At 70.9% G+C, this 19,566-nt stretch carries 17 protein-coding genes; 9 read left to right on the forward strand and 8 right to left on the reverse strand.

The window, feature by feature from the left end:
- The first annotated feature begins 234 nt into the window (after positions 1-234).
- On the forward strand, positions 235-1,017 hold the full coding sequence (gene lexA / locus ID554_RS04290) for a transcriptional repressor LexA (RefSeq protein ID WP_117226605.1): 783 nt from the start codon (positions 235-237) through the stop codon (positions 1,015-1,017).
- A 30-nt stretch (positions 1,018-1,047) separates the two neighbouring features.
- Here lexA and ID554_RS04295 read toward each other — a convergent pair whose 3' ends face one another.
- Both ID554_RS04295 and hflX read right to left on the reverse strand, forming a co-directional pair.
- Positions 1,048-2,997: an SMP-30/gluconolactonase/LRE family protein gene (locus tag ID554_RS04295; RefSeq protein ID WP_117226606.1), complete on the reverse strand. Its 1,950-nt coding sequence runs from the start codon at positions 2,995-2,997 to the stop codon at positions 1,048-1,050.
- A 52-nt stretch (positions 2,998-3,049) separates the two neighbouring features.
- On the reverse strand, positions 3,050-4,498 hold the full coding sequence (gene hflX, locus ID554_RS04300) for a GTPase HflX (protein ID WP_117226607.1): 1,449 nt from the start codon (positions 4,496-4,498) through the stop codon (positions 3,050-3,052).
- Between the two features lie 174 nt (positions 4,499-4,672).
- Between hflX and ID554_RS04305 the strand changes: the two genes are divergently transcribed.
- A complete protein-coding gene (locus ID554_RS04305; protein ID WP_117226608.1) occupies positions 4,673-6,145 on the forward strand; it encodes an NAD-dependent malic enzyme in 1,473 nt (490 codons plus the stop codon).
- A gap of 196 nt (positions 6,146-6,341) precedes the next feature.
- On the opposite strand, the gene dapF is transcribed toward ID554_RS04305, so the two are convergent.
- The 3 genes from dapF to ID554_RS04320 are packed head-to-tail and all read right to left on the reverse strand — an operon-like array spanning position 6,342 to position 8,829.
- Positions 6,342-7,175 carry a diaminopimelate epimerase gene (gene dapF / locus ID554_RS04310; protein ID WP_117226794.1) on the reverse strand — a complete coding sequence of 278 codons (834 nt, stop codon included), beginning with the start codon at positions 7,173-7,175 and terminating at the stop codon, positions 6,342-6,344.
- A gap of 8 nt (positions 7,176-7,183) precedes the next feature.
- Positions 7,184-8,101 (reverse strand): tRNA (adenosine(37)-N6)-dimethylallyltransferase MiaA, encoded by a 918-nt coding sequence (miaA, locus tag ID554_RS04315; protein WP_117226609.1) that lies wholly within the window; start codon positions 8,099-8,101, stop codon positions 7,184-7,186.
- The gene (locus tag ID554_RS04320) at positions 8,098-8,829 is read right to left on the reverse strand and encodes a class III extradiol dioxygenase subunit B-like domain-containing protein (RefSeq protein ID WP_117226610.1); all 732 of its coding nucleotides are present in this window, start codon (positions 8,827-8,829) and stop codon (positions 8,098-8,100) included. The genes miaA and ID554_RS04320 overlap by 4 nt, the downstream gene beginning before the upstream one ends.
- Before the next feature lie 273 nt (positions 8,830-9,102).
- On the opposite strand from ID554_RS04320, the gene ID554_RS04325 reads away from it, so the two are divergent.
- A complete protein-coding gene (locus ID554_RS04325; protein ID WP_117226611.1) occupies positions 9,103-10,311 on the forward strand; it encodes a DUF349 domain-containing protein in 1,209 nt (402 codons plus the stop codon).
- 417 nt (positions 10,312-10,728) lie between these two features.
- Entirely contained in the window at positions 10,729-12,162 is a 1,434-nt protein-coding gene (locus ID554_RS04330; RefSeq protein ID WP_117226612.1) for a pectate lyase family protein, read from the forward strand.
- A gap of 46 nt (positions 12,163-12,208) precedes the next feature.
- On the opposite strand, the gene miaB is transcribed toward ID554_RS04330, so the two are convergent.
- Positions 12,209-13,726 (reverse strand): tRNA (N6-isopentenyl adenosine(37)-C2)-methylthiotransferase MiaB, encoded by a 1,518-nt coding sequence (miaB, locus tag ID554_RS04335; protein WP_117226613.1) that lies wholly within the window; start codon positions 13,724-13,726, stop codon positions 12,209-12,211.
- Between the two features lie 51 nt (positions 13,727-13,777).
- Between miaB and ID554_RS04340 the strand changes: the two genes are divergently transcribed.
- On the forward strand, positions 13,778-13,996 hold the full coding sequence (locus tag ID554_RS04340; protein ID WP_117226614.1) for a DUF2277 family protein: 219 nt from the start codon (positions 13,778-13,780) through the stop codon (positions 13,994-13,996).
- A 182-nt stretch (positions 13,997-14,178) separates the two neighbouring features.
- Here ID554_RS04340 and ID554_RS04345 read toward each other — a convergent pair whose 3' ends face one another.
- Together ID554_RS04345 and selD are read right to left on the reverse strand one after the other, a co-directional pair.
- A complete protein-coding gene (locus ID554_RS04345; protein ID WP_117226615.1) occupies positions 14,179-14,658 on the reverse strand; it encodes a hypothetical protein in 480 nt (159 codons plus the stop codon).
- A gap of 296 nt (positions 14,659-14,954) precedes the next feature.
- On the reverse strand, positions 14,955-15,944 hold the full coding sequence (gene selD, locus ID554_RS04350; protein ID WP_117226616.1) for a selenide, water dikinase SelD: 990 nt from the start codon (positions 15,942-15,944) through the stop codon (positions 14,955-14,957).
- 170 nt (positions 15,945-16,114) lie between these two features.
- On the opposite strand from selD, the gene ID554_RS04355 reads away from it, so the two are divergent.
- From ID554_RS04355 to ID554_RS04370, 4 genes are all read left to right on the forward strand, one after another.
- A complete protein-coding gene (locus ID554_RS04355; protein ID WP_191088713.1) occupies positions 16,115-16,882 on the forward strand; it encodes an amino acid ABC transporter ATP-binding protein in 768 nt (255 codons plus the stop codon).
- Between the two features lie 64 nt (positions 16,883-16,946).
- Positions 16,947-17,825: a glutamate ABC transporter substrate-binding protein gene (locus ID554_RS04360; RefSeq protein ID WP_117226618.1), complete on the forward strand. Its 879-nt coding sequence runs from the start codon at positions 16,947-16,949 to the stop codon at positions 17,823-17,825.
- Positions 17,826-17,848: 23 nt separating this feature from the next.
- The gene (locus ID554_RS04365) at positions 17,849-18,556 is read left to right on the forward strand and encodes an amino acid ABC transporter permease (RefSeq protein WP_117226619.1); all 708 of its coding nucleotides are present in this window, start codon (positions 17,849-17,851) and stop codon (positions 18,554-18,556) included.
- Positions 18,553-19,542, forward strand: coding sequence for an amino acid ABC transporter permease (locus ID554_RS04370; protein ID WP_117226620.1), 990 nt, complete (start codon positions 18,553-18,555; stop codon positions 19,540-19,542). The genes ID554_RS04365 and ID554_RS04370 overlap by 4 nt, the downstream gene beginning before the upstream one ends.
- Positions 19,543-19,566: the final 24 nt, after the last annotated feature.

The following is a 19,566-nucleotide window of genomic DNA, read 5'->3' on the forward strand; positions in this document are numbered from 1 at the left end:
TACGGGGTCGAACACCCGTTCGACCCGCGTACCATTCATCAGAACGGACGTACGACTGTCGCGCTATTCCGGCCCGACACGCGGAGACAGGTCGTACAGATGTTTGAAAACGACCGATCCCACCGATACGGTCAGGAACAGCCGGAGGTGACCATGGTCGCCGCACCGGCCGAGAGATCACCGTGCGCACCATGAGCCGCCGAGGCACCCCAGCGCCGACCAGGGAGGACGGACGTGACCGAGGACCGGGCCAACCGGCCGAAGAGCCCGCAGCAGAGCACCGAGGCGGGTCCGCCGGCCGCCCGTCGCCGCAGCGTCACCCGCACCCGTTCCGGCCAGCCCGCCGTACGCCCGGTGACACCGGTGGTCAGCGGATTTCCCGACCCGGCGACCGTCGACCTGACCGCCCGTCAGCGACGCATCCTCGACTTCATCCGCACCTGGGTGGAACGGCACGGCTACCCGCCGAGCGTGCGTGAGATCGGCGAGGCGGTCGGGCTGGTTTCCCCATCGAGCGTCGCCTACCAGCTCAAGGAGTTGGAAAAGAAAGGCTTCCTGCGACGCGACCCGAACCGTCCCCGCGCGGTCGACGTCCGCTCCCCCAGCGACGTCGACGACGAGTTGGCCCGCTCGCAGCGCCCCACGCCCGCGTACGTGCCGATGCTCGGCCGGATCGCCGCCGGTGGACCGATCCTCGCCGAACAGTCCATGGAGGAGGTCTTCCCGCTGCCCCGCGAGCTGGTCGGCGAGGGCGAGGTCTTCATGCTCCAGGTCAAGGGCGACTCGATGCTCGACGCGGCGATCTGCGACGGCGACTGGGTGGTCGTCCGGCAGCAGCCGACCGCCGACTCCGGCGAGATCGTCGCCGCCATGCTGGACGGCGAGGCGACCGTGAAGACCTACCGGCGGCGCGACGGCCACGTCTGGCTGATGCCGCAGAACCCGGCCTTCGACCCGATCTCCGGTGACGACGCCACCATCATGGGCCGGGTGGTCGCGGTGCTGCGCCGGATCTGAACCGCCACGCGACCGGTGCCGGCCCCGAGGTCAGTACCGGTCGCCTCGGTAGCCGTAGTTGCCGCCCGGCATCTGGCCGTACGGCTCGTTGCCGTCCTCGCGGTAGCGGCCGGAGCGCCGGCCCCGGTAGTCCGGTTCTCCGCCGGATCCACCCCGCCGGGGCGGTTCCGCGCGGCCACTGCCCCCGGGCTGGCCACCCTGCCCACCGCCGGGCCGCCCGCCCGCACGGCCGCCGCCACCGGGCACACCACCGCTGCGGCCACCGCCACCGGGAGCACCACTGCCACGGCCGCCGCCGGGCACGCCACCACTGCGGCCGCCACCGCCGGGGGCACCACGGCCGTCGCCACCGCCACCGGGCGGCGGCCCGCCGGCCCGGCCACCGCCGCCGTAGACACCGCCGCCGCCGGAGCGTCCGCTGCCCGCCGGGCGGCCACCACCACCGGGGCGGCCGCCGCCGTAGGCCGGGCCGCCCTCGCCGCCGGACCGGCCGCCACCGCCGTAGACGCCACCGCCCTGCGCCGGGCGAGAGCCGTTGGCAGCCGCGGGACGGCCGCCGCCGTAGACCGCCCCCGAGCGGGCGCCGTCGGGCCGTTCACCCTTCGCCGGACCGCCGTGGACGGCACCGGACTGGACGCCGCCGTACACCGCGCCCCGACCTCGGTCCTTCGGACCAGAGCCGGCGTCCTTGCGGCCCGGGTCGTCGTCACCGTCGCCGTCGCGGCTCTTGCCGGCCGGCACCGGGCGCTTGCGCGCCCGCAGGATGCCGACAATGCCGGCGCCCACCAGTAACGCGCCGAGCACGCCCACGGTGGCGATCAGGTACGTGATGTCGTTCAGGGTCAACCCGTCGAACCACGACCGGCCGGCAGCGTTCTGCACCGCGTCCGGATCGTCGGCGAGGTTCTTCGGACCCTCCGTGGAGGGGGTGTAGCTGAGGATGTCGACCGGCTCGTCGTCCTCGAGATGTCCCGCGTCGGAGACGGTCAGGAAGGTCTTGCCGTCGGTCGAGTACGCGATCGCCTCGCCGAACGGGTCGGCCAGCGCGGTGACCCGGGGCGTGGTCCTGGTCAGCGCGCTGACGATGTCCCCGTTCTGCACGTCGTACTCGAAGGCGTCGGCGTACGTACGCAGCACCACCCGGGCGCCGTCCGGGGAGCGGGCCGCGCCGGTGATCGCCACCCGGCCGAAGGTGCTCAGCGGGTTCTCGGTGTCGGTCTTGGGCAGCTCGATGTCGCCGAGTTTCTTCATCGGCACCGGCTCGGTGTCACCGGTCTTGAGCTCACCGTCGGCGGTGAAGATCTCCGCCTTGCCGGAGGTGACCTTCGTGATGATCAACGGGAGGTTGTCGTTGCCGATCAGCAGCGCCTCGGCGTCACGGGGCTTGCCGTCCGGGTACGCCAACCGGTGCAGGACCGGCGACTTGCTTCCGTTGATCGGCATGCTCCAGACCGCGACCCGCTTGCGGCGCTCCCGGCTGGTGATGTTGTCACCGGTGTCGGCGATCCACAACGTCCTGCCGTCCGGTGAGACGGCGAGGTCCTCGGTGTCGAACGGCCCCGCACCGGAGTACGGGACCGCGCGGGTGACCTGGCAGTCCTTGTTGAGATAGAAGACCTGCTTGCGGCTGTCCTGTTCGGTGCTGTCGTTGATCACGATGTACCCGTTGCGGGTGACCACCAGACCGGACATCTCCCGCAGCCTCGGGTCGGTGACCGAACACTGCTTCCTGGGCACCGCCGTGAGCGGCCCGGCCGCCACCGGCGCAGCGGCCACCGGCACCGCCGCCGGCGCGACGGCGCCAGCGGCGAGCACCGGCCCCACGTCGGTCGATGCGGCCGGCGGGGCGACATCGGTCACCAGCGATGCGGCGTACGCGGGCGGCGACGACCCGGGCGCGGCGATAGTGACGCCGGTGACCGCCACGGTGGCCCCGAACAGGCCGAGCGCAACCGTGACCGAGGAGACAGTGCGGTGCATGGAAGGAAGTGTCGCACGCCGCAGGTTTCCTTCGGGTGACGCGCCTGGGCGCTCACCGCGCGGTACGAACCGCCTGCGTCGCGTCGACGTACTCGATCAACTCGGCGGCAAGCGCCTCGTTGACGCGTACGTGCAGCATGGTGCCCTCGGGCAGGTGCGCGGTGCTGAGTACCTCGCCCTGCCGGTGCAGGCGGGCCACCAGGTCACCCCGCTCGTACGGCAGCACCACGCGCAACTCCACCGCCGGGCGTGGCAGCCGCTGCTCGATCGCCGCCCGCAGATCGTCGATGCCGCTACCACGGTGCGCGGATACGAAGATCGCCTCGGGCCAGAGTCGCTTGAGGTGCAGCAGAGTCTCCTCGTCGGCGGCGTCGGTCTTGTTGACCACCAGCAGCTCGGGCAGCCGGTCCGCACCGACCTCGCCGAGCACCTCGCGGACGGCCCGGACCTGCTCCTGCGGGTCGGGGTGGGCACCGTCGACCACGTGCACCACCAGGTCCGCCTCGGCAACCTCCTCCAGAGTCGAGCGGAACGCCTCGACGATCTGGTGCGGCAGGTGCCGGACGAAACCGACCGTGTCCGAAAGCGTGTAGACCCGCCCGTCGGCGGTGGTGGAACGGCGGGTGGTCGGGTCGAGCGTGGCGAAGAGCGCGTCCTCGACCAGCACACCGGCACCGGTGAGCCGGTTGAGCAGGCTCGACTTGCCGGCGTTGGTGTAGCCGGCGATGGCCACGGCCGGCACCGCGTTCCGGGTACGGCGGGCGCGCTTGGTCTCGCGTACCGTCCGCATGGCCTTGATCTCACGGCGGAGCCGGGCGATCCGGTGGCGGATGCGCCGCCGGTCGGTCTCCAGCTTGGTCTCACCCGGACCGCGCACACCCACGCCGCCACCGGCGCCGCCGCCACGGCCGGAACCACCGGTCTGCCGGGACAGCGTCTCGCCCCAACCACGCAGGCGGGGTAGCAGGTATTCGAGCTGGGCCAGCTCGACCTGGGCCCGGCCCTCCTTGCTCTTGGCGTGCTGGGCGAAGATGTCGAGGATCAGCGCCGTCCGGTCGACCACCTTGACCTTGGTGCGCTGCTCCAGGTTGCGCAGCTGGGACGGGGACAACTCACCGTCGCAGATCACCGTGTCGGCACCGGCCGAGAAGACCACCGAGCCCAGGTCGTCGACCTTGCCGCGCCCGATGTAGGTGGCCGGGTCCGGCCGGGTACGCCGCTGGATCAGCCCTTCCAGCACCTGCGAGCCGGCGGTCTCGGCCAGCGCGGCCAGCTCGGTCAGGGAGTTCTCCGCATCGGTCTGGGTGCCCTCGGTCCAGACTCCGACCAGGACAACCCGCTCCAGCCGGAGCTGGCGGTATTCGACCTCGGTGACGTCGGTCAGCTCGGTGGAGAGGCCGGGGACCCGTCGCAACGCCTGCCGCTCGGAGAGCTCGTAATCACCGGTGGTGGCGTCGAGCTCGTCGTCGAGAAATGGAACCTGGGTCTCCTGGTCGCGCAAGCGTCTCTCCTGTCCGTTCTGTGCATGTACCGAGCAATCCTGACATGTGTAAACGCCCGGTGCACCTGCTATATGCCCACCGCGAGAACGGGCAAAAGCGGGGGCGGCTGCCAGCCGCCCATCCAGGGCGAGTAGAAATGGGCGAGCCGTTCAGCGCCGACGGAGGGGATCCGCGTGCCCACTACCCGACTGCCCAGTGCCGGATTCTCGATCACGATCCGGATCGCCGTACCCGCCGATGCGTCCTCGATCGGCCGGTTGACCACCTCCGTGGGCGAGGCCGGGGCCATCGTCACGGCACTGGACGTGGTCGACTCCGACCCGACCCACGTGATCGTCGACCTCACCTGCGACACCGCCGACGCCGGGCACGCCGACCAGGTCGTGGACGCGCTCACCGCGCTGGACGGCGTGGACGTGCGCAAGGTCTCCGACCGTACCTTCCTGCTGCACCTCGGCGGCAAGATCGAGGTCAGCTCGAAGGTGGCGCTGCGGACCCGGGACGAGCTGTCCCGGGCGTACACCCCGGGGGTGGCGCGGGTCTGCCAGGCGATCGCGGAGAACCCGGCCGACGCCCGGCGGCTGACCATCAAGCGCAACACGGTCGCCGTGGTCAGCGACGGCTCGGCCGTGCTCGGACTGGGCAACCTCGGGCCGGCCGCCTCGCTGCCGGTGATGGAGGGCAAGGCGGCGCTGTTCAAGCGCTTCGGCGGGGTGGACGCCTGGCCGGTGGTGCTGGACACCCAGGACACCGACGAGATCGTCGCCATCGTGAAGGCGATCGCGCCCGCGTACGGCGGGATCAACCTGGAGGACATCGCCGCGCCGCGCTGCTTCGAGATCGAGGCGCAGCTGCGCGAGGCGCTGGACATCCCGGTCTTCCACGACGACCAGCACGGCACCGCGATCTGCGTGCTGGCCGCGCTCACCAACGCGCTGCGCGTGGTGGGCAAACAGCTCGCCGACGTGCGGGTAATAATCTCCGGCGCCGGCGCGGCAGGCACCGCGATCATGAAGCTGCTGCTGCGCCAGGGCGTCGGCGACATCATCGCGTGCGACCGGCAGGGTGCTCTGTACCGCGGCCAGACCGACCTCAACCCGGCCTGGGAATGGCTGGCCCAGAACACCAACCGGGACGGCTACTCGGGTGACCTGGCCGGTGCGCTCGACGGCGCGGACGTCTTCATCGGCGTGAGCGCGCCGAACCTGCTCACCGGCGACGACCTCGCCACCATGGCCAAGAACTCGATCGTCTTCGCGCTGGCCAACCCGGACCCGGAGGTCGACCCCCGGGAGGCGCGCAAGCACGCCGCCGTCGTCGCCACCGGCCGCTCCGACCAGCCGAACCAGATCAACAACGTGCTCGCCTTCCCGGGCGTGTTCCGCGGCATGCTCGACGCGCACGCCGAGGAGTTCACCGAGGAGATGGCACTGGCCGCCGCCCGGGCAATCGCCGACGTGGTCGGCGAGGAGAAGATCAACCCCACGGTCATCGTGCCCAGCGTCTTCGACTCCCGGGTGGCCCCGGCGGTCGCCGCCGCCGTCCGCGCCGCCGCCCAGAACCCGGCCGCCACCCCTCCCCCCGCCGCCGACCCGGGCCCCGCCGACCTCCCCGAGATCGCCGCCAACGCCTCCGCCACCCCCTGACACCCCCGCCCACCGCCCGCCCTCGCGCCGCCTGACGGTGCCGCACGAGGCCAGAAGCGCCACGCCGGACCGGGGTCGATCATGGAGTTGTGGCGCGGACAATAGCCCTGCAAGTAGGGCATATCGTCAACCACAACTCCATGATCGGCGCGGTCAACCAGGGGGTGCGGCGGGGGGTGGGGGGGGTGGGGTGGGGTCAGACGAGGGTGATGGTGCCGGTGGCTACGAGGACGGCGGGGCCGGAGAGCCAGCAGGAGCCCTCGTCGACGGTCACCGTGAGACGGCCGCCGGGTACGTCGACCGCGACCGTGCCGGTCTCCCGGCCGGCGTCGTACAGGGCGACGGCGGCGACCGCGCACGCGCCGGTGCCGCAGGAGAGGGTCTCGGCCGAGCCGCGCTCGTAGACCCGCATCAGCACGTGCGGGTCACCGCCGTCGACGGCGTCACCGGGGGCGGTGAACTCGACGTTCACCCCGTGCGGGAAGAGGTCCTCGTCGACGTGGGGCGCCCGGGTCAGGTCGAGTCCGGCGAGATCCAGGCCGGCGGGCAGCGGGCAGACCAGGTGCGGGTTGCCGACGTCCACCGCCGTGCCGGGCAGGGCCAGCCCGCCCAGGGCGGCCGTCGAGGCGGCGTACAACCGGGGACGACGCATCTGGACGGCCACAGCGTCGCCGGCGACCCGGGCGTGCACGATGCCGGCGCGGGTGGCCACCGGGAGGTCGCCGTCGCCCGGGGTGGCCAGCCCGGTGTCCAGCAGGTACCGGACGAAGACCCGGGTGCCGTTGCCGCACATCTCGGCGAAGGATCCGTCGGAGTTCCAGTAGTCCATGAACCACTCGGCCTCGCCAGCCAGGGCGATGCCGTCCGGGTGCCTGGCAGCGCGGACCACCCGCAGCACACCATCCCCGCCGAGGCCGCGTCGCCGGTCGCAGATCGCCGCCACCTTCTCGGGTGTCAGGTCGAGTGCGCCGTCCGGATCGGGCAGGATCACGAAGTCGTTGGCGGTGCCGTGTCCCTTGGTGAACTCCACGCCTTCCATCATGGCGCAGCGGCACGGACCGTCCGGAGGGTGGCCTCGATCAGTCCCGGATCGGCCGAGTCGAGCCAGTGCACTCGCGGGTCACGCCGGAACCAGGACCGCTGGCGGCGGACGAAGCGACGGGTGGCCCGGATCGTCTCGTCATGCGCCTCGGTCTCGGTCAGCTCGCCGGCGAGGAAGCGCAGCACCTGCTGGTAGCCGAGCGCCCGACTGGCCGTACGCCCCTGCGCCAGGCCGTGGCCGACCAGCTGCCGGGTCTCGGCGACCAGACCGTCGGCCCACATCCGGTCCACCCGGGTGGCGATGCGGTCGTCGAGCCGGGCGGTGTCCAGATCGACGCCGAGCTGGACGGCGGGGTAGTACGGCGTCGGCTCCGGCAACGCGGCGGTGAACGGCCGGCCGGTCAGCTCGATCACCTCCAGCGCCCGGACGATCCGCCGGCCGTTGCCGGGCAGGATGCCGTCCGCCGCCGCCGGGTCGGCCGCGCGCAGCCGCGCGTACAGCGGTGCCGGGCCGACGGCGACCAGCTCGCCCTCTAGGCGTTCGCGCAGTGCCGGGTCGGTGCCGGGGAACTCGAACCGCTCCAGCACCGCCCGCACGTACAGTCCGGAGCCGCCGACCAGCAGCGGCACGCGGCCCCGGGCCAGGATGTCGTCGATCGCCGCGCGGGCCAGCCCCTGGTACTCCGCGACGCTGGCCGGCTCGGCCACCTCCCAGAGGTCCAGCAGGTGGTGCGGCACGCCCTCCCGTTCGGCGACGGTGAGCTTCGCGGTGCCGATGTCCAGGCCCCGGTAGAGCTGCATCGAATCGGCGTTGACCACCTCGCCGTCGAGCGCGTGCGCCAGCGCGATGCTCAGCGCCGACTTGCCCGCCGCCGTCGGCCCGACCACCGCGACCACGGTGCCCGGGGCGCTCATGCGCGTTCCCAGTTCGCCACGAGGTAGGCCACGCCGTAGGGCGCGCTGTGGTGACGCAGCTCGCCGCGCCAGTCGCCGCCGGTCGCCCGCGCCGCGCCGGCGAGCACCTGCCAGGGCGCCCGCCCAGCGACCTTGAGCTGCGCCGACAGGACAGGGTCCAGGCCGAGCAGCGCGTCGACGTCCGCGTCGGCGAGGGCTTTCCCGACCGTCTCGTCGTACGCTTCGGCGCGCGGATCGGCGTAGCCAGGCGCCTTCTCGCCCCGGCTGGCCGACCCGTCCCCCATCACCAGCAGCGCCCACGGATGGTTCGGCCCGAGTTGGGCGCCGAGAGCGGCACACGTCTCAGTCGACGTGTCAGCGGCGACGGTCGACATCCGCCAGCTCGTGCCGCCCGACGCCGTCACCGGTCGCCGGCTCAGCAGCCAGGCGCCGACGAGCAGGCTGAGCGGCAGGCGGTCGGTGCCGACCCGGCCGTCGGGAAGGCTGCCGAGCAGCACCTCCACCGACACTCCCCAGGGCGCGAAACTGCCACGGTACGGAAAGTCGAGATCGGCGGTGCGGTCGTCGACGCCGATCACCAGGACACGGCGGGCGCCGGAGTCGAGCAGCCGGGCGACGGCGGCGTCGCAGGCGGTACGCAGGTCGTCCAGTTCGGGCGCGGCGGCACCGGCCGCCTCGGGGACCAGCAGCGGTGGGTGGGGGCAGACGGCGGCGGCGACCAGTGGCACCCGGCAACCGTATCGGGCGGCTGGGCCGGGACCGTCGCGTACCGGCCGCCCACGCCCTGTCGGCGGGCCCCTCGGTCGTACGCCGTTCGGCGAAGAGCGGCACGCCGGTTCGGACGGTGACGGTAGGTGGCTAGGACACCGTATGGTCACGGTCGGCGATAGGCGCTCGACGCGGACCGGGGCGGACCTGTGACAATGCCCGGAGAAACTTGGCTGCGCCGTGGCGGGCCCGGGAGGCTGCTCCCTGGGCACCGGGAGATCGAGGATGGGCACATGAGCGACTGGACTGCCTTCGGACGGGTGGACGCGGACGGCACCGTTTACGTCAAGACCGCCGAGGGCGAGCGGGTGGTCGGATCCTGGCAGGCGGGAGCACCGGAGGAGGGATTGGCGCACTTTGCGCGCCGCTTCGCCGACCTGGTGACCGAGGTGGATCTGACCGAGGCGCGGCTCAACTCGGGCGCGGCGGACGCCAACCATTCGCTGAGCACGATCCGCCGGATCCGCGCCTCGTTGGCCGAGGCGCACGTGGTCGGTGACATCGACGCCCTCGCCGCCCGGCTCGACAAGCTGGCCACGGTGGCCGAGGAGAAGGCCGGCGAGGCGCGGGCCGCCAAGGAGGCCGCCCGCACGGAGGCCCTGGCGCGGAAGACCACGCTGGTCGAGGAGGCGGAGAAGCTGGCCGCTGAGTCGACCGGCTGGAAGACCGCCGGCGACCGGCTCAAGGAGATCCTCGACGAGTGGAAGACCATTCGGGGGGTCGACAAGAAGGCCGACGGTGAGCTGTGGAAGCGGTTCGCTGCCGCCCGGGACGGCTTCACCCGCCGTCGGGGCGCCCACTTCGCCTCCCTGGACGCGCAGCGCAAGCAGGCGCAGACGGTCAAGGAGGAACTGGTCGCCGAGGCCGAGAAGATCTCCGACTCCACCGACTGGGCGTCCACCGCCAACCAGCTCAAGGAGCTGATGAACCAGTGGAAGGCCGCGCCGCGCGCCTCCAAGGAGGCCGAGCAGCGGCTGTGGGAGAGGTTCCGGGCCGCGCAGGACGCCTTCTTCACCCGGCGCAGTGAGGTATTCTCGGCGCGCGACAACGAGCAGCGCGCCAACCTGGAGCGCAAGCAGGCGCTGCTCGGCGAGGCCGAGGCGCTGGACGTCGAGGGCGACCCGAAGGGCGCGCAGGCGAAGCTGCGGGACATCCAGGCGCAGTGGCACGAGGCCGGCCGGGTTCCCCGGGAGACGGCGGCCGGGCTGGAGCGCCGGCTGCGGGCCGTCGACGAGAAGGTCCGCGAAGTGATGGACTCGGCCTGGCGCCGGACCACCCGCGAGGACAACCCGCTGCTGGCCCAGATGCGGTCCCAGGTGGCCGAGGCCGAGGAGCGGCTGGCCCGCGCTAAGGCGGCCGGCGACGCCCGACGGATCAAGGAGGCCGAGCAGGCGCTCGCCTCCAAGCGGCAGTTCCTCCAGCTGGCCGAACAGGCCGGCTGAACGCACTTCGGACAACCCCGGTCCCCCGTGCGGGAACCGGGGTTTTTCGTCGTCGAAACTCCTGGTCAGGGAGATGTGAACGTACGACATTTACATCAAGCCGATTCTATGGTTATCTGGGGAAAGCGCTTGCCCTACGGGGCCAGACACGCCGAGCCACTCCGACCCACTACGTCCGACGGCAGGCCGCACTCCGCGACCGCCACCGGCACCGCTGCCACTGGGCAGGGCAGTCATTGGCGCCGGGGCGTACTCCCTGCCGACCGGACGACGCATCGAGGCCAGCCACGGGACGCACCACCGGCACCCGACCGTGGCGGGCCGCATCGCGGACGTGTCCGGGCACCGACAGTCGGTCCGCGAGCACCACGCGTCGTCCGACCCGTTCCGCGTACCCGAGGATGAGGAGAAATCTCCGTGCTTGCATTCGTCACGCGTCGCCTGACCCGGCGACTCGCGGTGCTGGCCGCCACGGCGGTCGCGCTGCCCACGGCGCTCGTCGCGGTGACAGCCGCCCCGGCCACGGCGGCGACCGTCGACACCAGTGCCTACTACGTGTTCGTGAACCGCAACAGCGGCAAAGCGATGGACCTGTGGGAGTGGTCCACCGCCGACGGTGGCGAGATCCGCCAGTTCAACCGCCTCGACGGCACCAACCAGCAGTTCCAGTTCGTCGACGTGGGCAACGGCTACTACCAGCTCCGCAACCGGCACTCCGGCAAGGTCGTGACCGTACCGAACTCGAACGACGGCGTACAGGTCACCCAGGTCACGGCAAGCAGCGACACCAAGCAGCATTGGGCACTGCGCGACTCCGCCAACGGCGACGTACGGTTCATCAACCGGCACAGCAGCAAGGCGCTAGAGGTGTGGGAGTGGTCCACCGCCGACGGCGCGGTCGTCTCGCAGTACGCGGACCTGGACGGCGCCAACCAGCAGTGGCAACTCGTCAGGCTGGGTGGCGGCACGACTCCCCCGCCCAACCCCGGCCCGCAGACCGGGCTGGTCGGCTGGGCCACCCAGAACGGCGGCACCACCGGCGGTGGCAACGCCGGCGTGACCACGGTGACCACGGCGTCGGCGTTGACCAGCGCCCTCGGCTCCAGCAGCGCGGCGGTGATCCGGGTCTCCGGCACCATCAACTGCTCGGGGATGCTGCGGGTCCGGTCCAACAAGACCATCCTCGGCAACGCCGGGGCGACGATCGCCGGCTGCGGCTTCACCATCAACGGTGACCGCAACGTCATCATCCGCAACCTGACCTTCCGGAACTGGGGCGACGACGCGATCAACATCGAGCAGTCGGCCACCAACATCTGGGTCGACCACAACACCTTCAGCGCCGGCTACGACGGTGCGGTCGACATCAAGCGCGGCTCCGACTTCATCACCGTCTCGTGGAACCGGGTGTTCAGCCACGACAAGACCATGCTGCTCGGGCACAGCGACAGCAACGCCAGCCAGGACGTCGGACGGCTGCGCGTGTCGTACCACCACAACTGGTTCGACGGCAGCAACCAGCGCAACCCGCGGGTCCGCTTCGGTAACCCGGTGCACGTCTACAACAACTACTACAGCAACGTGCGCGGCTACGGCGTGGCGTCCACGATGAACGCCGGCGTGCTGGTCGAGGGGAACTACTTCGAGAACACCCCCGACCCGTACCACCGTGGTGAGGGTAACTCCGGGCCGGGCGGCCTGGTGGCCCGCAACAACCACTTCGTCAACTCGGGCGGCGGACAGGCCGGCGGCAGCGTGGCCGGCATCCCGTACCCGTACACCCTGGACACCCCGAGCAACGTCAAGTCGATCGTGACGGGCGGCGCGGGCGCCGGACGGATCTCGGTCTGACCGCGCGGGTCGGTCGGGGCGCGGCTCGCCGGGCCCCGACCGGCCCTCAGGGCGAGACGGCGCAGCCGGTCGTCGGCGCGGGCGCCACGGCCGGCGCGCCGACGGACGGCAACCCGAGCAACACGCCGGCAGTACGCGGCGAGCGGCCCGCCTCGGCCGCGTCACCGGCCCGGGTACGCCGGTGCGACAGCGGCGCCCCGTCGGCGTTGAGGTGGTGCGGGGCGGCGTAGGTGATCGCGGTGTGCACGATGTCGCCCGGCCGGATCACGCCGGGCTGGCCCTTCGCGCCGGCCTCGCCCGTCGCGAAGTGCACCAGGCGGCCGTCGCGGGCCCGGCCCGACATCCGGCCGGTGCGCTCGTCCTTGCGCCCCTCCCCGACCGCGACCAGCACCTCGACGGTCTCGCCCACCAGCTTGCGGTTCTCCGCCCAGGTGATCTCCTCGACGCAGGCGATCAACCGCTCGTACCGCTCCTGCACGACCTGCTTGGGCAGCTGACCGTCCATCGTCGCGGCGGGCGTGCCGGGGCGCTTCGAGTACTGGAACGTGAACGCGGAGGAGAACCGCGCCTCGCGGACCACCTCCAGGGTGCGCGCGAAGTCCGCCTCGGTCTCGCCGGGGAAACCGACGATGATGTCGGTGGTGATCGCGGCGTCCGGCATCGCGGCACGGACCTTCTCGATGATCCCCAGGTACCTGTCCGACCGGTACGACCGGCGCATCGCGCGCAGCACCTCGTCGGAGCCGGACTGCAACGGCATGTGCAGCGAGTGGCAGACGTTCGGCGTCTCGGCCATCGCGGCGATCACGTCGTCGGTGAAGTCCTTCGGGTGCGGGCTGGTGAACCGGACCCGCTCCAGCCCGTCGATCTCACCGCAGGCGCGCAGCAGCTTACCGAAGGCGTACCGGTCGCCGAACTCCACGCCGTACGAGTTGACGTTCTGCCCGAGCAGCGTCACCTCCAGCACGCCCTCGTCGACGAGCGCGCGTACCTCGCTGAGGACGTCCCCGGGGCGGCGGTCCCTCTCCCGGCCCCGCAACGACGGCACGATACAGAAGGTGCAGGTGTTGTTGCACCCCACCGAGATCGAAACCCAGCCGGCGTACGTGGACTCGCGGCGGGTCGGCAGCGTCGACGGGAACACGTCGAGGGCTTCGAGGATCTCCACCTCGGCGGCCGCGTTGTGCCGGGCCCGCTCCAGCAGCACCGGCAGCGAGCCGATGTTGTGGGTGCCGAAGACCACGTCGACCCAGGGCGCCTTGCGGACGATGTCGCCGCGGTCCTTCTGGGCCAGGCAGCCGCCCACCGCGATCTGCATCCCCGGGTGCCGGTCCTTGACCGGACGCAGGTGCCCCAGGTTGCCGTACAGTCGGTTGTCGGCGTTCTCGCGGACCGCGCAGGTGTTGAACACCACCACGTCCGGGGTGTCGTCGGCCTCGCCCGCGCGGACGTAGCCCGCCTGTTCGAGCAGGCCGGAAATGCGCTCGGAGTCGTGCACGTTCATCTGGCAGCCGTAGGTGCGCACCTGGTAGGTGCGCGGGCCGCCCGCCGCTGCGGTAGTCATGACGTGCAAAGCGTAGCCGGACCCGTGGAACGGTCGGAACGAGGAGGAGCCGTGTGTCGGAGCATCAAGACCCTGCGTGAGCCGTACACCCCACAGGTGACCGACGCGGACGTGGAGGCCGCGGCGTTGCAGTACGTCCGGAAGATCTCCGGGTTCCGGGCGCCGGCGGCGCACAACGCCGCTGCGTTCGACGCCGCGGTGGCCGCGGTCGCCGCCGCCACCCGCACCCTGCTCGACGAGCTGGTGGTACGCGGCGCCCGCCCCAGCTGACCCCGCACGTCGTGGCTCGCCGTGAAAGGTGAAAGGTGAAAGGTGAAAGGAAGGGCCCCTTGTTAACGCCTGCGGTAGAGGAGGGGCCCCTTGTTAACCGCAACCTCGCGCCAGCGGCTCGTGCCGTTAAAAGGGGGCCCGTGCTATGCACGAGGCGTTAACAGGGGGCCCTTCCTTACACCTCAGGCGGCGGCGAGGGCGGGGTTCACCGAGTCCGGGGTCCAGCGGGAGCGGTGGCACCGGGACCAGCCCCGGCAGCGCGAGTCGGCCTCGGTGCAGAGGCGACGCTCGCTGAGCACCTCGCCGTCGTCGGTCTCGCGCACGTCGAAGTGCACCGGGCGGATGCTGCCGTCGGGAGCGACCAGCAGGTGCCGGGTGTCGTCGAGCGTGTCGTCGCGCAGCAGGCAGTTGCGGTCGAGCAGCCGGGCCAGGGCCGCGACGCTGGGCAGCTCGGGCAGACCGTCGGGTACGCCGTAGCAGTCCACGATCGTGGCGAACTCCCCCGGCGCCTGCCACACGTCGCAGATCACCGCGTACGTTGGCAACCGGGCCGGGTCGGCCACGGCCAGGGGCATGACCACCCGGCCGATCGCCTCGGCCAGTGCCGGGTAGACCTCCACCGGTCGTACCTGGTCGATTCTCCAGTTCCACAGCTCGGTCACGCCGCCTCCTCGCTGTGCTCGTCCCACCGGCCTCCGGATCGGGCCTTACTGACGATGGTGGGGGGCATTTGCCCCGGGCCGGGGGCAAGTTACCGGTCTGTGACCATTCTGGGCAAAATTTCCCGACCCGATATCGCCGCGGGTAGCGGGAAGGTGACAGTTTATCGGGTATGGTCCGCGCTCCCACACAACGGCTCGCCGGGTCAGCGCCGCACGAGCCGGCGCTCGGCCCGGCCAGGGCAGCACGAGCCGGCGCTCGGCCCAGCCAGGGCAGCACGCTCAGGCGCTCGGCCTGGTCAGCGCAGCACGAGCCGGTGCTCGCCGCGGGGCAGCAGTTCGCCGATCACCGGGGCGCCCGGCACCTCGCCGGCCACCAGCAGGCCGCCGGAGGTCTGCGCGTCGGCCAGCAGCAGCCGTTCCGTCTCACCGACCGTGCCGAAGTCCGTCCACGGGGTCACCCATTCGAGGTTGCGGCGAGAGCCGCCGCTGACGTACCCGTCACGCACCGCTTCGGAGGCGCCGGCCAGATAGGGCACCCGGGCGGTCTCGATCGCTACGGTGAGTTCGCTGGCCCGGGCCAGCTTCGAGGCGTGCCCGAGCAGACCGAAACCGGTCACGTCGGTGCCGCAGCGCACCCCGGCCGCCACCGCCGCCCGGGCCGCGTCCCGATTGAGGGTGGTCATCGCGGCGACCGCCTCGGGAAAGCTCTCCCCGGTGTTCTTGTGCCGGGTGTTGAGCACGCCGACCCCGAGCGGCTTGGTCAGCGAGAGCGGCAGTCCGGCCCGCCCACCGTCGAGGGTGATCAGTTCCTCCGGCCGGACCAGCCCGGTGACAGCCAGCCCGTACTTGGGGCCGTCGTCGTCGACGCTGTGCCCGCCGGCCAGGTGACAGCCGGCCTCCCGGGCCACGTCCAGGCCGCCGCGCAGCACCTCACGGGCCAGTTCCAACGGCAGTACGTCGCGCGGCCAGCAGAGCAGGTTGAGCGCGACCAACGGGCTGCCGCCCATCGCGTACACGTCGGACAACGCGTTGGCGGCGGCGATCCGGCCCCAGTCGTACGCGTCGTCCACCACCGGGGTGAAGAAGTCGGCGGTGGTCACCACGCCGGTCCGCTCGTCCAGCCGGACCACCGCGGCGTCGTCGCCGTGATCGAGCCCGACCAGCAGGTCGGCGACGCCGGCGGCGGGACCGAGGCCGGCCACCATCGCCTCCAGCTCGCCGGGTGGGATCTTGCACGCGCATCCGCCGCCACGGGCGTACCGAGTCAGCCGCACGCGTTCAGTCATCTGCCCATGATCTCCGTCACTGGGCGTGAACACCAGCGCTCACCGGCAATTTCGGACTTGGGGCCGCGATCCAGGTCGGTGTTACCGCTCCGTGACCAACTGAGTTGTCTTCTGCCATCTAGCCCCGCCTACAGTGGCCGCTAACCGAGGGTCAACCGGCCCTCAAAGCAATGAGGGGGACGGTGGACGCCGTGGCGACGGGCGAACCGCTCATCGTGTTGGACTCGGTCAACAAGTGGTTCGGGCCGTTGCATGTGCTGGACGACGTCTCGGTGTCGGTCAACCGCGGCGAGGTGGTCGTGGTGATCGGACCGTCCGGCTCCGGTAAGTCGACCCTGTGCCGCACGATCAACCGGCTGGAGCCGATCAACTCCGGCACCATCACGTTCGACGGCCAGACGCTGCCAGCCGAGGGCAAGGCCCTGGCGAAGCTGCGCAGCGAGGTCGGAATGGTCTTCCAGTCCTTCAATCTCTTCGCGCACAAGACGATCCTCGAGAACGTCACGCTCGGCCCGGTCAAGGTGCGCAAGGAGAAGGCGTCGGTGGCCCGCGAGCGGGGTCTGGCCCTGCTCGACCGGGTGGGCATCGCCAACCAGGCCGACAAGTACCCGGCCCAGCTCTCCGGCGGCCAGCAGCAACGGGTCGCGATCGCCCGCGCGCTGGCCATGCAGCCGAAGGCGATGCTCTTCGACGAGCCCACCAGCGCGCTGGACCCGGAGATGGTCGGCGAGGTGCTGGACGTGATGACCTCGCTGGCCCGCGACGGCATGACCATGGTCGTGGTCACCCACGAGATGGGCTTCGCTCGGCACGCCGCCAACCGGGTCATCTTCATGGCCGACGGCAAGCTCGTCGAGGAGGCCACCCCGAGCGATTTCTTCGCCAACCCGCAGACCGAGCGGGCCAAGGACTTCCTCTCCAAGATCCTCACTCACTAGTCCGCCCGAAATAGGAGCACGCCGTCCCCCGGCGGCGGAGCTTTGTCGCAGAAGGAGATGAAAAGTGCGTATTAAGCGCATAGCGGCGGTTGCCGCCGCAGCCACCCTCGCCCTCGGCATGACCGCCTGTGGCGGGGACGACGCCGACGAGGGCACCGGCGGCGAGACCAAGGACTTCGCCGCCGGCAGCACGATGGAGCGCCTCAACCAGGCCCAGTCCATCAAGATCGGTACCAAGTTCGACCAGCCGCTGTTCGGCCTCAAGGGCCTCGACGGCGCCCCGCAGGGCTTCGACGTCGAGATCGGCAAGGTCATCGCCGCCGAGCTGGGCATCCCGGAGAGCAAGATCCAGTGGGTCGAGACCGCGTCCCAGGTCCGCGAGCAGCGGATCGAGGAGTCGGCGGTCGACATCGTGATCGCGACCTACACGATCAACGAAACCCGCAAGGAGCGGATCGACTTCGCCGGGCCGTACTACATCGCCGGCCAGACGGTCCTGGTCCGGGCCGACGAGAGCGAGATCACCGGCCCCGACTCGTTCAAGACCAGCGGCAAGAAGGTCTGCTCGGTGCAGGGCTCGACCCCGGCCAAGAACATCGAGCCGTACCTGGGCAACATCGCCGAGCAGCTCGTCGTCTTCGACGTGTACAGCAAGTGCCTCGACGCCCTCAAGGGCGGCCAGGTCGACGCGATCACCACGGACAACGTCATCCTGACCGGCTACATGTCCCAAAACGAGGGCCAGTTCAAGCTCGCCGGTGAGACCTTCACCGAGGAGCCCTACGGCATCGGCCTCAAGAAGGGCGACAACGACTTCCGCACCTTCCTGAACGACACCCTGGAGGCGGCCTTCTCCGACGGCCGTTACCTGCAGGCATGGAAGGACACCGCGGGCAAGGTCGACTCGGCCGACCCCAAGATCCCGACCGTCGACCGCTACTGATCCCTTAGCTGAAGGGTGATCTCGTGAACGTCCTCGTCGACAATTTCGACGTCTTCCGCAGTGGATTCTTCGTCACTCTTCAGCTCTGCATCCTGTCGGCCACGGGGGCGTTGATCCTCGGCGTTCTCGTGGCCGTCATGCGGATCTCGCCGGTGCCGCCACTACGGTGGCTCGGCGGAGCGTATGTCACGGTGCTGCGCAACTGTCCACTCACGATCGTCATGTTCTTCGCCGCGTTCGGTCTCCCGGCACTCGGGTCCAACGCCGACTTCCTCCGGATCCCAGGGCTGGACGCGATCTTCCAGCGTATGGGCACCGACCTCCCGTACTTCCGGTTCGCGTTCATCGCGCTGAGCGTCTACACGGCCGCGTTCGTGGCCGAGGCGGTCCGCAGCGGTGTCAACGGCGTCGCGAGCGGCCAGGCCGAGGCGGCACGGGCCATCGGGCTCACCTTCACCCAGAACCTGCGCTTCGTCGTCCTGCCCCAGGCATGGAAAGGAGCGATCGTGCCGCTCGGCAGCGTGCTGATCGCCATGATCAAGAATTCGGCGCTGGCCGGCTTCTTCGGCGTCACCGGAGACCTCTCCGCCAGCGGCGTGTCGCTCACCAGCGTGGGCGGCCACCCGATCATCCCCGTCTTCATCGGCATCAGCGTGGGCTACCTGATCCTCACGGTCCCCCTCGGCCTGACGCTGGACCGGATCGAGCGCCGGCAGGCGGTGGCCCGATGAGCAACCAGACCTCCGTCCTCTACGACGCCCCGGGTCCGCGCGCCCGCCGGATCACGATCATCTCCAGCGTGCTCGCCGCCGTCGCGGCCGTCGCCGGGGCCTACTTCCTCGTCTACCGCCCGCTCGACGAGCGTGAACAGTTCACGATGGAGAAGTGGGGACCGCTGATCGACCCCGGCAACGAGGTCTTCGGCCAGGTGTGGACCCAGCTCGGCCAGGGATTCCAGGCGACCCTGATCGCCGCCGCGCTCGCCATCGTCAGCTCGCTGGTCTTCGGCACCCTGCTCGCGATCCTGCGGGTGCAGCTCAAGGCGCTGATGCGCCGCCGCTTCACCACCCTGGCGCCGCCGGTGGCCCTGGCCGTACGCGGGCTGAGCTGGGTGCTCAACGGCGTGACCAAGTTCTTCGTCGAGGTGTTCCGCGGACTGCCGGTCGTCATCACGATCTTCTTCTGCGCCAGCGGCCTGCCGGTGCTCGGCGTGGACCTGGGCAGCATCCTGTGGTACCTGGTGATCGGCCTGACCATCTACAACGGTGTGGTCATCGGCGAGATCCTCCGCTCCGGCATGGAGGGCCTGCCCGGCGGCCAGCGCGAGGCGGCCGACGCCATCGGTCTGACCTCGTTCCAGGCGACCCGGATGATCCTGCTGCCGCAGGCGTTCCGGATCATGCTCCCGGCGCTGATCAGCCAGCTCGTCGTGGTCTTCAAGGACACCTCGCTCGGCTTCATCATCAGCTACGAGGAGGTCCTTCGGAAGAGCAGCTTCATCATCCAGGTGCTGGACAACCCGATCCAGGTGTACTTCGTCGTCGGCGTCATCTACATCGCCGTCAACTACCTGCTGACGAAGCTCGCCGAGTACACCCAGCGGCGCCTCGCCCAGGGCCGTCGGACGGCCAAGAAGCCGGAGCCGACGCAGGCCGCCCCCATGACGGGATCAGCCACCCCCCAGGAGACCGAGGCGGTCGCCGGCACGGCCACCTGACCTCGATCAGGAGCACCACCCGAA

Source organism: Micromonospora craniellae (assembly GCF_014764405.1).
Classification (GTDB): Bacteria; Actinomycetota; Actinomycetes; order Mycobacteriales; family Micromonosporaceae; genus Micromonospora; species Micromonospora craniellae.

Bases quoted from the DNA above. Each gene is read 5' to 3' on its own strand.
- ID554_RS04370 (WP_117226620.1), top strand. From the start codon at position 18,553: ATGAGCAACCAGACCTCCGTCCTCTACGACGCCCCGGGTCCGCGCGCC.
- ID554_RS04325 (WP_117226611.1), top strand. From the start codon at position 9,103: ATGAGCGACTGGACTGCCTTCGGACGGGTGGACGCGGACGGCACCGTT.
- selD (WP_117226616.1), bottom strand. From the start codon at position 15,944: ATGACTGAACGCGTGCGGCTGACTCGGTACGCCCGTGGCGGCGGATGC.
- ID554_RS04355 (WP_191088713.1), top strand. From the start codon at position 16,115: ATGAGGGGGACGGTGGACGCCGTGGCGACGGGCGAACCGCTCATCGTG.
- ID554_RS04295 (WP_117226606.1), bottom strand. From the start codon at position 2,997: ATGCACCGCACTGTCTCCTCGGTCACGGTTGCGCTCGGCCTGTTCGGG.
- miaB (WP_117226613.1), bottom strand. From the start codon at position 13,726: ATGACTACCGCAGCGGCGGGCGGCCCGCGCACCTACCAGGTGCGCACC.
- miaA (WP_117226609.1), bottom strand. From the start codon at position 8,101: ATGAGCGCCCCGGGCACCGTGGTCGCGGTGGTCGGGCCGACGGCGGCG.